The organism is Dactylosporangium sp. CA-052675 (assembly GCF_050947935.1).
Taxonomy (GTDB): domain Bacteria; phylum Actinomycetota; class Actinomycetes; order Mycobacteriales; family Micromonosporaceae; genus Dactylosporangium.
Genome location: NZ_CP192010.1, coordinates 8,423,806 through 8,437,691 on the forward strand (window position 1 = coordinate 8,423,806; position 13,886 = coordinate 8,437,691).

Here is a 13,886-nt window from a genome sequence, read left to right on the forward strand (position 1 = left end):
CCGCTCGTCTCGGCGCTCGAGCCGCGCTAGGCGTCGATCTCGCAGGCGAGCTTGCCGCGGCGGGAGGTGGTCTCGAAGGCGCGGTGCGCGGCGGGCGGGTCGGACATCGGGTACGTGGCCTGCAGCGGCACCCGAATCCGGGCCGCCTCGGCCAGCCCGTGGTGGCCGCCGGGCTCCCCCGCCGCCTCGCCCATCGACAGGGCGACGCCGAGCCCGGGGGCGGCGAAGTCGGCGATGGTCAGCACGCGGGCCGCGTCTCCGGTGGCCTCGATCAGCGCCGGGAGGAGCCCGCCCCCGGCCGTGTCCAGGGCGCGGTCGAACCGTCCGGCGATCTCCCGGCCCAGGGGCTCGGCGCCCAGGGCGGCCACGAAGTCGGCGGCGTCGCCGCTGCCGGTGCCGTACACCCGCACGCCCCGCAGCACCGCGAGCTGCACGGCGATGCTTCCCACCCCGCCCGCCGCGCCGGTGACGAGCAGGCGCATCCCGGGCTCCAGCGCGAGGCGGTCGAGGGCGCGCGTGGCCGTCTCCAGGCTCGTCCCGGCCGCGCCCGCCTCGGCCCACGGCATCGGTCCGGGGCGGCGGGCCCAGTGGCGCAGGACGGCGAGCCGTGCCGTGGCCCCGCCGAGGGTCGCGAGCGGCACGATGCCGAAGACCTCGTCGCCGGGCGCCCAGCCGGTGACCCCGGGGCCGAGCTCGTCGATCACGCCGGCCGCGTCGACGCCGGGGATGTGCGGGCGCGGCAGCCGGGCCGCGGACGGGGACGTGCCGGCCCGCAGCGCGACGTCGACGGGTGAGACGCCCGCGGCGCGGACCCGGATGCGCACCTCCCCCGGGCCGGGGTGCGGATCGGGGGCCTCGGCGAGCCGGAGGACCTCGGGCGGTCCGAACTGCGCGAACTGTACGGCGAGCATGCGGGCTACCGTAGGCACGTCCCCGCCGGACCGGCCGGAAGTGAGTGTCTTGGAGCCGCAGGTGACTCGGAAACGGCGCGCCGACGCGCTGGAGAACCGCGACCGGATCGTGGCCGGGGCGCGGGCGGCGTTCGGGGCCGGCGGGGTGGACGTGCCGACCCGGGCGGTGGCGCGGGCCGCGGGCGTCGGGGTCGCGACCGTCTACCGGCACTTCCCCAGCCGCGGGGAGCTCGTCGACGCGGTGCTGGACGAGCTCGTCGCCGGGTGCCAGCGGGACCTGCGGGCGGCGGTGGCGCAGGCTGATCCCCGGGTGGGGCTGGAGCTGGTGGTGCGGGGGTTCGCGGGGCGGCGGGCCGAGGCCGGCGGGCTCGGGGAAGTCCTGCTGCGGCGTTTTCCCGTGCAACGGGCCGACCATGCCGCGCAGCTCGACGCGCTCGTCGCGCGGGCGGTCCGGGCCGGTGTGGTGCGCGACGGGCTGACGGTGCGCGACGTGCGGGCCGGGCTCATGGGGATCGCGGGGGTCGGTGCGGTGCCCGAGGCGGCGTCGCGGCTCACGGAGGTCGTGCTGGCCGGGCTGTTGGCGTGATACTGGGCTGTTGGCGTGATACTGGCGTGATGTTCGTCATCGACGCGGGGTCGGCGGTGCCGCCCTTCGAGCAGCTGCGGCTGCAGGTCGCGGCCCGCATCCGGGACCGGTCGCTCGCGGTGGGCACCCGGCTGCCGACGATCCGCAGCCTCGCCGCCGAGCTGGGGCTCGCCGTGAACACCGTCGCCCGCGCGTACCGCGAGCTGGAGGACGCCGGGCTCATCGAGACGCGCGGCCGGGCCGGTTCCTACGTGACCGCGGCCGGGCAGGCGGCGCTGGAGCGGGTGCGGCGGGCGGCCGAGGAGTTCGCGGCCGTCGTCGCCGCCTCCGGGATCGGCCCCGAGGAGGGGCTGCGGATCGCGGAGGCGGCGCTCAACGTCAGGACCTAGCCGGCGACGGCCATCGACTGGAGCATGAGCTTCGCCTGGATGGCCGCGGCCGCGGGCTCCATGGGGTTGAACATGAAGGCCAGCAGCGCGTCGGTACCGACCCAGGCGCAGATCGACAGCGTCACCCCGGTCGCGTCGGTCTTCTGACACTCGGCCTTGCCGCCGAGCTTGCCCGGGTCGAACGGGGTCGAGTCGCTGCCGGTGCCGCCGAGGGACTTGAAGGCGCCGTCGAAGAAGTCCTTGAGCTGCTTGTCCGGGCCGCCGACGCTGAACCCGGAGCCGGTGCCGCCCCAGGCCACGACGACCTGGGAGGACTTCTGGGTGTTCTGGTACTGCGCGGCGAACGGGTTCTGCACGCCGGCGTCCGTCATCTGCTGGCTCATCGTCTTGGCCTGGTCCTGGTTGGACTGCTTCTTCCAGTTGCCGATGGTGGCCGGGTCGGTGAGCGTGACCTTCGGGGTCTTCGGGGCGCTCGTGGTGCGGGTCGAGCCGGGCGACGCCTGCGGCTTCGTGCCCCCGGTCGACGAGGTCGCCGTCGGCGTCTTCGCCTCGTCGTCCTTGGACAGGTTGACGTAGGCGACCGCGCCGACGCCGCCGCACAGCACGACCACGATCGCGGCGATGCCCAGGCCGATCAGCAGCCCGTTGCCCTTCTTCTTGGGCGGGGGCGTGTAGAGCGGCGGCGGCTGGTTGTAGCCATAGCCCTGGTCGTACGACGGAGGCTGCTCGTACGACGGGGGCTGCTGGTAGGCGGGGGGCTGCTGATAGGAGGGCGGCTGCTGCCCGTAGCCCTGGTCGTACGCCGGGGGCTGCTGGCCGTAGCCCTGGCCGTATCCCTGGCCGTAGGAGGGCTGCTGCTGCTGGCCATAGGGGTCGTAGTTCGGCTGGGGCGCGTATGGGTCAGACATGAAAGCTCCTCGGCACACTGAAGACCCCGCGCAGCATAGTCGGCCCTCGCTACACCACGGTGTCTGAAAGTCGGCGAAGGCTCAGCTTCGCACCCGCGCCGCCGATCGGCATTCGGTGTGGCGCGCAGCGGTCCGGCCCCTGATCCACGCGCGCGACCGGGTGGCGGCGACGCGGGCGGTGGCGTACTTCCTCATGGCCGGCGGCTCGGTCGTCGGCGCCTGCGCGCTGCTCGTGCCGGGGTTCGCGGGCGGATCGACGCTCGGCGTGCTGACCACCGAGGCCGTGGCCGGGGCCATGGTGGCCGCGGGTGCGCTGTGCCGGCTGGCCCCGCAGCGGGTGCCCGAGGTGTTCTGGGTGATCGTGCCGTTCCTGGCGGTCCTGCTGATCGGCGTCCTGAACCTCGTCACGCGGGACGTGAGCGTCAGCGCGCACCTGTACTTCCTGTGGCCCCTGCTGTACGCCGCGACCTTCGTGCGCCGGGACATCATGTACGTCCTGCTCGGCGCGGCCAGCCTGACCGACGCCGTGGTCACCTTCTGGATCAAGTCCGACGTGACCGCCGTCACCGACATCGCCGCCCTCGTGACCGCGTACGTCGTCTCCACGGTCGTCGTGTCGAAGCTGCAGGCCCGGTCCGAGGCGCTGGTCAACCGGCTCGAGGAGCAGGCCCTCACCGACCCGCTGACCGGGCTGCCCAACCGGCGCGCGTTCGACCTGGACCTGGGCCGGGCGCTGCACGCCGGGGCCCAGCGCGCCCTGCTCATCATCGACGTCGACCATTTCAAGACGATCAACGACACCTGGGGGCACGGCACCGGCGACGCCGTCCTCACGCGGGTGGGCGCGGCCCTGCGCGCAGCGGCCGGGCCCGGCGACTGCCCCGCCCGGCTCGGCGGCGACGAGTTCGCGGTCGTGGTCGCCGGCGGCGAGGAGCGCGCCCGGGCCGTGGCGGCGCAGGTGCGCGCGCACGTGGCGAGCAGCTCGAACCTGCCCGGCGGGCTGCCCACGCTCAGCATCGGCCTCGCCACCACGGCCGACCTGCCGGTGCCCGCCGCCGAGACGCTCCTGGCCGCGGCGGACCGGGCCCTCTACGACGCCAAGGTACGGGGCCGCGACCGGGTGGCGTCGAGCAGCACGCGCGACGAACGGCGTAAAGATCCTCGTTTTCTGACTACTTGGAGTAGCGAAGGGTAAACATAGGGTGACTGCTACCGAGACCAACGGGGGTTTCACCCAATGCCTGCCAGCAAGAGCAAACGGCGACTGCCCGTCGCGGTCGGGGCCGCCAGCTTCCTCGCCGTGCTGACCGCCGGCGTTGTCCACCAGACCGGAGCCGGCGCGCAGACCGTGCCCGGCGGCGTGCGCGCGGCCGAGACCTTGGCGCCGGACCCCGCGCTCAGCGCCTGGACGACGGCCTACCCGGGCGCACCCACCGCGACGCCGTGCCCGACCGACACGTTCGGCAACCCCGGGACGCCCAACCCGGGCGGCACGATCATCATGCCGCCGAGCCTGCCCGCGCCGGGCGCCTCGGTGATCATTCCGCCGGGCGCCTTCGACACGCCGAGCGGCCCCGCCGGCACGGTGGAGGAGACGCCGTCGACGCTGCCGACGCAGGACCCGATCCCGAACCCGACCGCGAGCACCATGCCGGGCGTGACGCCGACCTTCGGCGGGGGCGCCGTACCGACGCCGACCGACACGGCGAACCCGATGCCGACCGACACGGCGAACCCGATGCCGACCGACACGGCGAACCCGATGCCGACCGACACCGCCACGGCCCCGGTGCCGACGCCGACGGACACCTGCGCCACCGCACCGGTGCCGGCGCCGACCGACACGTTCGGCAACCCGGTCCCGATGCCGACCGACACCATGAGCCCGACGCCGGTGCCGATGCCGACGGACACGTTCGGCAACCCGGTGCCGCAGCCGACGGCCACGCTGCCCGTGCCGATGCCGACCGACACGGTGAACCCCGGCCCGGTGCCGACCGACACGGTGAACCCGGCGCCGCTGCCGACCGACATCAACGGCAACCCGATCCCGGCCCCGGTGCCGACCGACATCAACGGCAACCCGATCCCGGTGCCGGCCCCGACCGACACGTTCGGCAACCCGGCGCCGCAGCCGACGGCCGCGCTGCCCGTGCCGATGCCGACCGACACGTTCGGGACCCAGCCGATGCCCATGCCGACCATCACCTACACCGAGCGCAGCCGGTAGGCAGCGGCCGTTCGAGGGTGGCGAACGACGCGGGGCGGGTCCGGCTTCACGGATCCGCCCCGCTGATATTGTCACGCGATGTTGACGGGTACGGCCGGCAGGGACGACACGGACGACGCGGACGACACGACCGCACCTGCCACCGGCAGGCTCGTGCGACAGCGCGGCAGGGCGCCGCGCACCACCAGCGAGGAATCGGACAGCATCGCCGCCATCACCACCACGCGGACGACCAGCCGCCGGGCCGACCTGCTCGCGCTCGGCAGCTACGTGCTGGGCGCGCTGTTCGTGGTCGCGCCGATCCTGGCCCACTACGGCCGGCGGATGCCGATCAGCCCCGGCGACCGGGCCCAGGCCGAATACTTCCTCGCCTGGTCGGCCCGGGTGGTGTCGCACGGCGAGAACCCGTTCCACATCGTGCAGTACAACGCCCCGCTCGGCGTCAACGGCATGGCCAACACGAGCGTCCTCGGCCTCGGGCTGCCCCTCTCGCCGATCACGCTGCTGTTCGGCCCGCAGGTCACGTTCGACATCCTGATCGTGCTCGGCATCGCCGGGACCGCGGCCGCGTGGTACTGGGTGCTGTCCCGGCACCTGGTCACCAGCCGCACCGCCGCCTGGGTCGGCGGGCTCGTCGGCGGGTTCGCGCCCGCGGTGACCTCGCACGCGTCCTACCACGTGAACCTCGTCGCGCAGTTCCTGGTACCGCTGCTGGCCTGGCGTTCGCTCAAGCTGCTCGAGGGCCGCCCCGTGCGCAACGGGCTGATCCTGGCCGCGCTCGTCGTCTACCAGGTCTTCATCAACGAGGAGACGCTGTTCCTGGCCGCGCTCGCGATCGGGGCCGTGCTGATCCTCTACGCGGTGCAGCGCCGCGACCGGGTGCGGGCCGCGCTCCGGCCGCTCGCGGCCGGGCTCGGCGTGACCATGGGCGCCTCCCTCGTGGTGCTCGCCTACCCGCTGTGGTTCCAGTTCTTCGGCCCGGGCGCGTACAACGGCGGCGAGCAGTACATGACCACGTTCCGCATGGACGTGCTCGGCCTGACCTCGTACGGCAGCAACAGCGTGGCCGAGCGCCTGCGCCGCTTCGGCGAGCCCCCGCCGCCGCTGGGCGCGGAGGAGCACGGCTTCCTCGGCTGGGCCCTGGTCCTGCTGCTGGTCGCGCTGGTCATCTGGCAGTGGCACGACGTGCTGGTGCGCTGCCTGGCGATCACCGGCCTCGGCTTCCAGATACTCGCCTGGGGCACCCCGCTGCAGTTCCAGGGCCGCGACACCTCCGTGCCCGGCCCGTTCTGGGTGCTGCAGCACCTGCCGCTGTTCGACACGCTGCTGCCGACCCGCCTCGGCGAGGTCACGACCTGGGCGGTCGTGCCGATCCTCGCGCTCGGCGTGCAGCGGCTGACCGACGTGCACGGGCTGCCGGTGCGCACGCGGCGGCTGTTCCTGGTCACGGCGCTCGCGGCGGCGCTGGTGCCGGCCGCGCCGATGCCGATCAAGGTCGTGACGCGGCCCGCGGTCCCGCAGTTCGTGGCGGCGGGGACGTGGAAGCAGTACGTCGGCGCGGATCAGACGGTGCTCATCGTGCCGCTGCCGCAGTGGGACTTCCCGACGGCGATCTTCTGGGCCGGGTCGACCAACACGAACATGAAGGTCTCGCACGGGTACTTCCTGGGCCCCGCCGACGGCGTCACCGGCCACCACGCCTTCGTCGGGCCGGTGCTGCGCCCGACCGACCGGCTCTTCACGCAGGCGATGTACCAGCAGACGGTACCGCCGGTCACCGACGCCGACCGGGCGCAGGCGCGCGCGGATCTGCGGTACTGGCACACGTCGCTGATCCTGGCCCCGGAGGGCGCGCAGTGGGCCGCGGTGCGCACCACGCTCACCGACCTCTACGGCCCCGGCACCAACACCGGCGGCCTGTGGATGTGGGACGTCCGCGCGCTCTAGCGGCCGGCCCGGTGGCCCGGAGCGGTTGACAGATCGCGCTCCGCGCGCGTCCATCGAGTCATGCCGATCGAGGACGCGCGCGGGTGAGGCGCCTGCTCGCCGTGCCGGCGGCCCGGACGTACCTGCTCGGGCAGACGGTGTCACTGCTCGGCGACTCGACCCTGTGGCTGGCCATGAGCGTGTGGGTCAAGACGCTCACCGGGAGCAACGCGGCGGCCGGTCTGGTGTTCCTCTGCTTCACCGCCCCGGCGCTGCTCGGGCCCCTGGCCGGGGCGCTGGTCGACCGGTTCCGCCGGCGCTCGCTGCTCATCTGGGCCAACGCCGCGGCCGGGGCGGCCGTCCTGCCGCTGCTGGCGGTGGACGGCCCGGGCCGGATCTGGCTCGTGTACTGCTCGATGGCGCTGTGCGGCGCGGCGTACACCCTGCTCATCCCGGCGCAGTCCGCCCTGCTGGTCTCGATCGTCCCCCGCGACCTGCTCGCCGACGCCAACGGCCTGCTGCGCACCGCCCAGGAGTCGCTGCGCCTGGTCGGGCCGCTGCTCGGGGCCGGGCTGTTCGTGGCGGCCGGGCCGAAGGCGGCGGTGCTGGTCGACGTGGTCAGCTGCGCCGTGCCGATCGCCTGCCTGCTGCGCCTGCGGGTCGAGGAGCGGCGGCCGCGGCGGCTCGCGGGCGGGGGCGGCGGCCTCGGGTTCATCGCCCGCTCGCCCCGGCTGCGGCCCGTGGTGCTGGCGGCGGCGGGCGCGCTGTGCGTCTTCGGCTTCAGCGAGACCACCGTGTTCGCGGTCGCCGGGCAGGGGCTGCACCGCTCCCCCGCCTTCGTCGGGGTGCTCGCCGCCGTGCAGGGGGCGGGGGCGCTGGTGGGCGGGCCGAGCGCGGCGCCGCTGGCGCGGCGGCTGGGCGAGGCGCGCCTGATGGCCGCGGGCATGCTGGCCGGGGCGGCGGGGGCGCTGCTGCAGGCGGTTGCGGCCCATGCGGCGGTACTGCCCGGGGCCGCGCTGTTCGGCATCAGCCTGCCCTGGCTGACGGTCGGGTTCACCACCCGCCTGCAGCGCGCCACGCCCGACGGGATGCAGGGCCGGGTCTTCGCGGCCGCGACCATGGCCGTGACCGTGCCGCAGACCGCGTCGATCGCGCTCGGGGCCGGGCTGATCGCCGTGGCCGGCTACCAGGCGCTGCTGGCGAGCATCGCGGCGGTGCTCGTGCTGTGCGCGGGGTACCTGTTCGCGCAGCCGTCCGAGCCTTCGGGGCCGGCCGGTCCACCGGCCGCGGGGCAGCGCCGCGCCGAGGTCAGCCCATGACCCTCGCGCCGTAGGCGGTGGCGACGGACAGCAGCGCGCGGGCGGTCCGGGCCCGGCGCAGGTCGGCGGCGGTCAGGGCGCGCCAGTCCGGGGGCAGGGCGTGCAGCTGCGCGACCGTCATCGGCAGGTGGGCCAGGCTCAGCCGGGTGAGGTCGGCGGCGTGGGGCCCGGCGGCGCGGGCGGTGAGGCTGCGCACGAACCACATCCAGCGCCAGACCCACTCGTCGCGGGGCCACACGCCCGCGTCGGCGGCCTGGTCGAGCAGCCACAGCTCCAGGCCGGCCCAGTCGGCCGCGTGGTCGGGGTCGCCGAAGCGCAGGCTGGCGAGCGGGTGCAGCAGGGAGGTCCACCATTCGGCGGCCTCGGAGGTGTCCGGGACCCGGTCGGCGAGCCACTCGGCGCGCTCGGTGCGCGACAGCGGAAGCAGCAGCGACAGGCTCTCGCAGACCGCGCGCCAGCGGGACTCGGGCAGGGCCGGGAGGTCGGGCACGGGCCAGACGGGCGCGGCGATCGCGATGACGGTGCCGTCCTCGGCCGTGGTGACGGTCGAGCCGCTCAGGGGCGCCCGCAGGGTCCGGTCGGTGGCGCCGGCCCGGGTCGCGGGCAGCTGGACGAGGCTCTGGCCGACCCGGCGCAGCTCTTCCCGCAGGTCGTCGAGGCGGACCCGGGCCGGGAGCCGGTCGGCCCGCACGACCATGAAGCGGCCCTGCCACGGCTCGTCGGGGCCGAGGCGTTCGTAGTGGACCTCGACCTCGCCGAAGTCGCGGTACAGGCCGTCGAGGTCCGCGTGCTCGGTGAACTCGGCGCCCAGGGTGGCGGCGAGCGCGTGGATCGGGGCGTCGGCGCTCAGGCCCTGCACGCGGGCGGTGGCCAGCGCCTCGGTGCACAGCTGCAGGGGTTCGGGGGCGGTCATCGCGACGGCCCGCCGGCACCGAGCCGGGCCCGGCGCGCGGGCGCGTTCGCCGCGCGCGGGAATGCAGTGAGATCGAAGATCGCCAGCGCCACGCCAGCGATCGTACGCACCCGCGCCAAGGGGCGCCCGGCGCTTGCCGATCACGGACCGGGACGGGATCGATGCGCCGGGTGGTCGACGGCCACCTGACGGCCGCGCACGACCCGCGCCGGCCCGGACACCCCGGCAGGGCCTTGTGAAGCCCTGCGTGCCGCCAGAGCTTGGCCGCCACATACGACCCTTCGCGCATTTCCGAGATGTCGGATATGTCGGGCGCGCCAGCGCCCGGCATATCCGGTTCTTGGCACCGCGGACCTGGCTGGGCGGGCCCCTCCGGCCGAAGGCCCTCGGGCCCGCCCATTTGTCTGGCGGGAGCAACGGTCAGATCGTGACGCGGACCCGAGCCATGGATCTTATGGAATGCGGTAGCTCTCCCCGTACACCTCCCACGCGAGCGGCGTGTGCAGGTCCAGGTTGCCGTCCCTGAGGAACTGGCGCTGGGCGGTGTCCACGCGGCTCGTGTCGCTGTGCGCGGCCTCCGTGCGCATGGCCGCGGCGCGCGCATCCAGGAACGCGGTCAGGTACGCGGTCTCGTCGCCGCCCTGGGCCGGGGGCTTCGCCGTGGCCAGCGCCGCCTCGCGGATGCCGCCGAAGCTGTCCGCGCCGGGGCCGGGGCCGTGCATGACCATCGCGTCGTAGTACGCGAACTGTCCCAGCACGCCGAGGCCGTCGGACTTCGCCTGGGTCACGGCGGGGTCGAAGTACACGCGGTCGCGCTCGTCGTCCTGGGCCCTCGCGAACGCGGGGTCGGCCGCGGCCGAGCGCCAGGCCTCCGGGAAGCCGTCGAGGCCGGCGTGGGAGTCGGTGCCGTTGACCTTGCGCAGCGCGGGCAGGAACCGCGCGAGCGGGTTGCCGGGGACGCGCGCCGTGTACGCCTCGACGAGGTCCAGCATGTCGCCGGTGCCGGAGCAGAAGCCGATGATGCCGCCGGTGTAGCCGCGGCCGTCGTCGATGTCCTCGATGTAGCGGTACTGGGCCTTCCAGTCCAGGCTCGAGTTCTCGGCCGAGGAGACCAGCCGCATGGCGATCTCCTTCTTGCGCGGGTCGGCCAGGCCGGTGCCCGCGGCCGTCGCCGTGTCCGTGGCCGGCTGGGTGCTCGCGGGCCGCGACGGGCGCGGGGCGCCGGAGGTGGTCACCGGGGCCGCCTGCGAGGCGCGGCCGGGGCGGCGCGGGGCGGCGACCGACGAAGCCTCGGCCCGCCGGCCCGCCGGCAGCAGCGCGTCCGTGGCGGCCTCGGCGCCGACGTCGGCCCAGACGGCGAGCGGCAGCGCGACGAGCGCCCCGGCGGCGGCGAGCCACCCGGCGAGCCTGCGAGGCATGTGCATCGAACCCTCCCGGCCTCACGGTTGCGACGGGAGGATCGGACCACGCGTGAGGGACCGCTGACAGCGCGCCAAAGCTGGATTTCAGGCAAGCCTCAGCCCGCCGCATCACGTCCGAGTGACACCGCTAAGGAAGCGGCCCCGCCAGCCGAGGTGTTCTACGGGTGGGCGACGGCCTGGCTGTACGCGTACGAGCCCGCGAAACTCGGCCAGTAGCCTTGGCGCGGTGAAGCAGATCGACGACCTCGTGCGCGGGGCGGTGGCCTACGACGACGGGCTCGACCTCCTCGCCGTCGCCCCGGCCGCCGAGGTCGACCCCGCCCTGTTCGCCGCGGTCGCCGACGCCGTCGCCCGGCTCGTGCGGGGCGGGTGGCAGCCGGCCGAGCTGCACCGGGCCGTGGTGCGCCGCGGCGGGACCGACCGGCCGTTGCTCGCGCACGCCGTCGTGGACGGGATCGCCGGGCTGCTGCGGCGGTACGACCGCACGAGCGTCGACGACCGCTGGCTCGCCCAGGCCGACGAGCTCGCGGCGAAGGTGTGGTGGAGCGCCGACGCGCGCTATGTCAGCGAGCTCACGGCCCGGCGGCGGCTGGACCGGATCTCCGTCGTCGACGATCTCGTCGGCCTGCTCGTCGTGCTCGCCGAGCTGCCGGCGATCGAGGTGCTGGTGCCGCCGCCGGGGGCCGCTGCGAGACGCCGGCCCAGCGCGTCGAGGGTCGACGAGCGGCTGCTCGACCGGGTGCGGGCGCTGCTGGCCAAGGCCGAGTCGACCGGCTACCCGGCCGAGGCCGAGACGTACACGGCGAAGGCGCAGGAGCTCATCGCCCGCCACGCGATCGACGAGGCGCTGCTGGCCGGGCGCGAGGGCGGCGCCGAGGTGGTGCCGTTCGCGCGGCGGATCGGGGTCGACCACCCGTACGAGGGCGAGAAGGCCTCGCTGCTCAGCGCCGTGGCGGAGGCGAACCGCTGCCACACCGTGTGGTCGCCCGACCTCGGCTTCACCACGGTGTTCGGGTTCGACGCGGACATCGACGCCGTCGACCTGCTGTACACCTCGCTGCTCGTGCAGGCCGGGCGGGCCATGGCGAAGGCCGAGCCGCCGGGCGGCAAGGCGGGCCGGGCGCGGCTCAAGACGTTCCGGCAGTCGTTCCTCGTCGCGTACGCGGTGCGCATCGGCGAGCGGCTGGCCCACGCGACGGAGCTGGCGATTGAGGAGACGGCCGCGGCGAGCGACCTGCTGCCGGTGCTGCGCTCCCGGGACGAGCAGGTGCGCGAGACGATGGCCCGGGTGTTCCCGCGCACCGTGCGCGGGCGCGGGAGCCGGGTCGACAGCCGCGAGGGCTGGGAGTCGGGCCGGGAGGCGGCCGACCGGGCGATCCTGAATTGATCGAACGTCCGACGCGGCCGGGCGGATCGCGTGGGACCCTCCCGCCCATGCTCAGATTACCCGCCGCGCAGGTCGCCAACGGCCATCTGCCGCACGTCTGCCCGCGCCATGGCGAGCCGGCGATCGAGATGAAGCGCATGAAGCTGATCTCGAAGCCGCCGTCCTGGACGCCGGTGCTGATCCTGCTGGCCGTCATCGTGTACGTCATCGTGGTGACCATCCTGCGCAAGACCGTCCAGGCGCCCGCCTGGCCGTGGTGCGCGCAGTGCAAGGCCGCCCGCTCCCGCAACCTGGGCATCGGCCTGCCCGTGCTCGGACTCGGCATCGTGCTGTTCGCCGTCGGCATCGCCACCATCGACGGCGACGCCGGGCCGATCATGTTCCTGCTGGGCCTGGTCGCGTTCCTCGTCGGCCTGATCGTCGCGGCGCGCAGCGCGGCCCAGACGGTCGCGGGCGCGTTCGTGTCGCAGGACGGGCAGTTCGTCGAGGTGCCCAAGTCCGACCCGCGGTTCATGCAGGCGCTGCAGTACGGGGCTGCGCCGCAGCGGTTCTAAGAGCGGGGCCGCGCACTCCGCCAACTGGTGTGCGCGGCCCCGCCTCCCCCGCCCTCAGGGGGTCTTGGTCAGGGCGTGGCCGTCCACACGGAGGTGGCGCTCGCCCCGGAACTCGCGGCGACCGGTGACGCGTATGCGGGCACGGTGCATCGCTGCCTCTTGGCGGAGAGGTTCGGCGCTCCCCGAGTGAGAGAGCGCTCTCTGAAGAGTTCTCCTTGTGGTCGCTCCTGTCAAGAAGGTGCCTCGGGCTTTTCGGGGAGAGCGCTCTCCGGTTGTTACGCCCGGTTTGCCGCCGGGTATGCCTTGCTCATGGAGCATGAGGGCGTTGGGCAGGTCGTTGTCGTCACCGGGGCCAGCGGCGGGATCGGGCGCGCGGTGGCGCGCCGGTTCGCGGCGCGCGGGGCCTCCGTCGCGCTGCTCGCCCGCGGCGAGGCCGGCCTGGAGGCGGCCGCCGCGGACGTGCGCAAGCTGGGCGGGCGGCCGCTGCCGATCCCCGTCGACGTCGCCGACCAGCCCGCCGTGGACGCCGCGGCGAGCCGGGTCGAGCGGGAGCTCGGCCCGATCGACGTCTGGGTCAACGACGCGTTCACGTCGGTCTTCGCCCCGTTCATGCAGATCGAGCCGGACGAGTTCAAGCGCGTGACGGAGGTGTCGTACCTCGGCTACGTCTACGGCACCCGCGCCGCCCTCGATCGCATGCTCCCCCGCGACCGGGGCACGATCGTGCAGGTCGGCTCGGCCCTGGCGTACCGGGGAATCCCGCTGCAGAGCGCGTACTGCGGTGCGAAGCATGCGATCCAGGGCTTCCACGAGTCCCTGCGCGCCGAGCTGATGCACGACAAGCGCAACGTGCACGTGACGATGGTGCAGATGCCGGCGGTGAACACGCCGCAGTTCGACTGGGTGCTGTCCCGCCTGGGCCGGCACGCCCAGCCGGTGCCGCCGATCTACCAGCCCGAGATCGCCGCGAAGGCCGTGGTGTACGCGGCGGACCATCCGCGCCGGCGCGAGTACTGGGTGGGCGCCTCGACGGTCGGCACGCTCATCGCGGACAAGTTCATTCCCGGGGTGCTGGACCGGTACCTGGCGCGGACCGGGTACGACTCGCAGCAGACATCGCAGCGCCGGAGCCCCAACCAGCCGCGCAACCTCTGGCAGCCCGCCGACCGCACCACCGACTTCGGCGCGCACGGCGGCTTCGACGACCGCTCGACGCGGCGCGCGCCGCAACTGTGGGCGTCGCAGCACCACGGCCTGCTGGCCGCAGCCGGCGCGGGTCTGGTCCTCCTGGCCGGCGCCGCCGTGGCCCGCCGCCGCTGACACGCTCCCTCGGCTCGGCCCG

13 protein-coding genes are annotated in these 13,886 nt (G+C 74.5%); 9 read left to right on the forward strand and 4 right to left on the reverse strand.

Going from position 1 to position 13,886, the window contains the following annotated elements:
* Positions 1-26: 26 nt before the first annotated feature.
* Entirely contained in the window at positions 27-911 is an 885-nt protein-coding gene (locus ACQP1P_RS37385) for an NADP-dependent oxidoreductase (protein ID WP_433078454.1), read from the reverse strand.
* A gap of 61 nt (positions 912-972) precedes the next feature.
* On the opposite strand from ACQP1P_RS37385, the gene ACQP1P_RS37390 reads away from it, so the two are divergent.
* Together ACQP1P_RS37390 and ACQP1P_RS37395 are read left to right on the forward strand one after the other, a co-directional pair.
* On the forward strand, positions 973-1,497 hold the full coding sequence (locus ACQP1P_RS37390; RefSeq protein WP_433078456.1) for a TetR/AcrR family transcriptional regulator: 525 nt from the start codon (positions 973-975) through the stop codon (positions 1,495-1,497).
* 29 nt (positions 1,498-1,526) lie between these two features.
* On the forward strand, positions 1,527-1,886 hold the full coding sequence (locus tag ACQP1P_RS37395; RefSeq protein ID WP_433078458.1) for a GntR family transcriptional regulator: 360 nt from the start codon (positions 1,527-1,529) through the stop codon (positions 1,884-1,886).
* Here the strand turns inward: ACQP1P_RS37395 and ACQP1P_RS37400 are convergent.
* Complete coding sequence (locus ACQP1P_RS37400) at positions 1,883-2,794, reverse strand: hypothetical protein (protein ID WP_433078460.1); 912 nt, start codon at positions 2,792-2,794, stop codon at positions 1,883-1,885. The genes ACQP1P_RS37395 and ACQP1P_RS37400 overlap by 4 nt on opposite strands.
* 115 nt (positions 2,795-2,909) lie before the next feature.
* Between ACQP1P_RS37400 and ACQP1P_RS37405 the strand changes: the two genes are divergently transcribed.
* The 4 genes from ACQP1P_RS37405 to ACQP1P_RS37420 all read left to right on the forward strand — a co-directional run bounded on the left by ACQP1P_RS37405 (position 2,910) and on the right by ACQP1P_RS37420 (position 8,269).
* Positions 2,910-3,989 (forward strand): diguanylate cyclase domain-containing protein, encoded by a 1,080-nt coding sequence (locus ACQP1P_RS37405; RefSeq protein WP_433078462.1) that lies wholly within the window; start codon positions 2,910-2,912, stop codon positions 3,987-3,989.
* 42 nt (positions 3,990-4,031) lie between these two features.
* A complete protein-coding gene (locus tag ACQP1P_RS37410; RefSeq protein ID WP_433078464.1) occupies positions 4,032-5,024 on the forward strand; it encodes a hypothetical protein in 993 nt (330 codons plus the stop codon).
* A 78-nt stretch (positions 5,025-5,102) separates the two neighbouring features.
* The gene (locus ACQP1P_RS37415; RefSeq protein ID WP_433078466.1) at positions 5,103-6,971 is read left to right on the forward strand and encodes a hypothetical protein; all 1,869 of its coding nucleotides are present in this window, start codon (positions 5,103-5,105) and stop codon (positions 6,969-6,971) included.
* Between the two features lie 83 nt (positions 6,972-7,054).
* Positions 7,055-8,269, forward strand: a complete 1,215-nt coding sequence (locus tag ACQP1P_RS37420) for an MFS transporter (RefSeq protein WP_433078467.1) — start codon at positions 7,055-7,057, stop codon at positions 8,267-8,269.
* Here the strand turns inward: ACQP1P_RS37420 and ACQP1P_RS37425 are convergent.
* Together ACQP1P_RS37425 and ACQP1P_RS37430 are read right to left on the reverse strand one after the other, a co-directional pair.
* Entirely contained in the window at positions 8,259-9,182 is a 924-nt protein-coding gene (locus ACQP1P_RS37425) for a hypothetical protein (RefSeq protein WP_433078469.1), read from the reverse strand. The two genes, ACQP1P_RS37420 and ACQP1P_RS37425, sit on opposite strands and share 11 nt — an antisense overlap.
* 452 nt (positions 9,183-9,634) lie before the next feature.
* Positions 9,635-10,600 (reverse strand): chitosanase, encoded by a 966-nt coding sequence (locus tag ACQP1P_RS37430; RefSeq protein WP_433078471.1) that lies wholly within the window; start codon positions 10,598-10,600, stop codon positions 9,635-9,637.
* Between the two features lie 229 nt (positions 10,601-10,829).
* Here ACQP1P_RS37430 and ACQP1P_RS37435 point away from each other — a divergent pair, with 229 nt between their 5' ends.
* The 3 genes from ACQP1P_RS37435 to ACQP1P_RS37445 all read left to right on the forward strand — a co-directional run bounded on the left by ACQP1P_RS37435 (position 10,830) and on the right by ACQP1P_RS37445 (position 13,864).
* Positions 10,830-11,990 (forward strand): DUF2786 domain-containing protein, encoded by a 1,161-nt coding sequence (locus tag ACQP1P_RS37435; protein ID WP_433078473.1) that lies wholly within the window; start codon positions 10,830-10,832, stop codon positions 11,988-11,990.
* A gap of 47 nt (positions 11,991-12,037) precedes the next feature.
* Positions 12,038-12,544, forward strand: a complete 507-nt coding sequence (locus ACQP1P_RS37440; RefSeq protein WP_433078475.1) for a hypothetical protein — start codon at positions 12,038-12,040, stop codon at positions 12,542-12,544.
* Positions 12,545-12,853: 309 nt separating this feature from the next.
* Entirely contained in the window at positions 12,854-13,864 is a 1,011-nt protein-coding gene (locus tag ACQP1P_RS37445; RefSeq protein WP_433078477.1) for an SDR family oxidoreductase, read from the forward strand.
* The last annotated feature ends 22 nt before the right edge of the window (positions 13,865-13,886 follow it).

Coding starts and splice junctions, on each gene's coding strand:
- ACQP1P_RS37425 (WP_433078469.1), bottom strand. CDS start 9,182: ATGACCGCCCCCGAACCCCTGCAGCTGTGCACCGAGGCGCTGGCCACC.
- ACQP1P_RS37385 (WP_433078454.1), bottom strand. CDS start 911: ATGCTCGCCGTACAGTTCGCGCAGTTCGGACCGCCCGAGGTCCTCCGG.
- ACQP1P_RS37415 (WP_433078466.1), top strand. CDS start 5,103: ATGTTGACGGGTACGGCCGGCAGGGACGACACGGACGACGCGGACGAC.
- ACQP1P_RS37430 (WP_433078471.1), bottom strand. CDS start 10,600: ATGCCTCGCAGGCTCGCCGGGTGGCTCGCCGCCGCCGGGGCGCTCGTC.
- ACQP1P_RS37440 (WP_433078475.1), top strand. CDS start 12,038: ATGCTCAGATTACCCGCCGCGCAGGTCGCCAACGGCCATCTGCCGCAC.
- ACQP1P_RS37445 (WP_433078477.1), top strand. CDS start 12,854: ATGGAGCATGAGGGCGTTGGGCAGGTCGTTGTCGTCACCGGGGCCAGC.
- ACQP1P_RS37410 (WP_433078464.1), top strand. CDS start 4,032: ATGCCTGCCAGCAAGAGCAAACGGCGACTGCCCGTCGCGGTCGGGGCC.
- ACQP1P_RS37395 (WP_433078458.1), top strand. CDS start 1,527: ATGTTCGTCATCGACGCGGGGTCGGCGGTGCCGCCCTTCGAGCAGCTG.
- ACQP1P_RS37400 (WP_433078460.1), bottom strand. CDS start 2,794: ATGTCTGACCCATACGCGCCCCAGCCGAACTACGACCCCTATGGCCAG.